The sequence below is a fragment of the Mesorhizobium sp. M7A.F.Ca.CA.002.09.1.1 genome, assembly GCF_003998555.1.
Classification (GTDB): Bacteria; Pseudomonadota; Alphaproteobacteria; order Rhizobiales; family Rhizobiaceae; genus Mesorhizobium; species Mesorhizobium ciceri.
Genome location: NZ_RZRR01001520.1, coordinates 1 through 587 on the forward strand (window position 1 = coordinate 1; position 587 = coordinate 587).

1 protein-coding gene is annotated in these 587 nt (G+C 64.7%); it reads left to right on the forward strand.

All coding sequences use genetic code 11. The annotated features are described in order from the left end of the window. Positions 1-27: 27 nt before the first annotated feature. Positions 28-587 (forward strand): MipA/OmpV family protein (locus EN994_RS34410; protein ID WP_164746575.1); only part of this gene is annotated, 560 nt, incomplete at its 3' end.

Here is a 587-nt window from a genome sequence, read left to right on the forward strand (position 1 = left end):
CGTGTGTGTCGTGTTAGTGGAGTGGCCATGAGTCCGGTCGGAAGAATCTCTCTAGTGTTGGCCGCTGCGGTGCTGGGCGGGGCGGGCGCCGCCAATGCGGGCGAGGGCAGCTGGCTGTCCGGCGACTGGTATCTGACCGTTGGCGCCACCGGCCTGGTCGCGCCCAATTTCGAGGGCGGCAGGAAATACATGCTGAGCGCCCAACCCATCATCTCATTGGGCAAGGCCGGACCGGCGGCACGCTTTGTCTCGCGCAACGACAACATCTCGTTGGCGCTGGTCGACGATGGCGGTGTCCGCGCCGGCCTGACCGGCAAGTTCCTGTTTTCCCGCGACGACGACAACGCCGATGAACTGAAGGGCCTCGATCCGGTGCGCTGGGGCGGCGAAGTCGGCGGCTTCTTCGAATTCTATCCGACGGACTGGCTGCGCGCCCGCGCCGAGCTGCGCCACGGCATTCGCGCCCACAACGGCTTTGTCGCCGACATCGCCGCCGATGCCTTTTACGACGTGACGCCGACCGTCAGGATTTCGGGAGGACCGCGTGTTTCCTTCGCCTCTGGCAACTATTTTGACGCCTATTATGG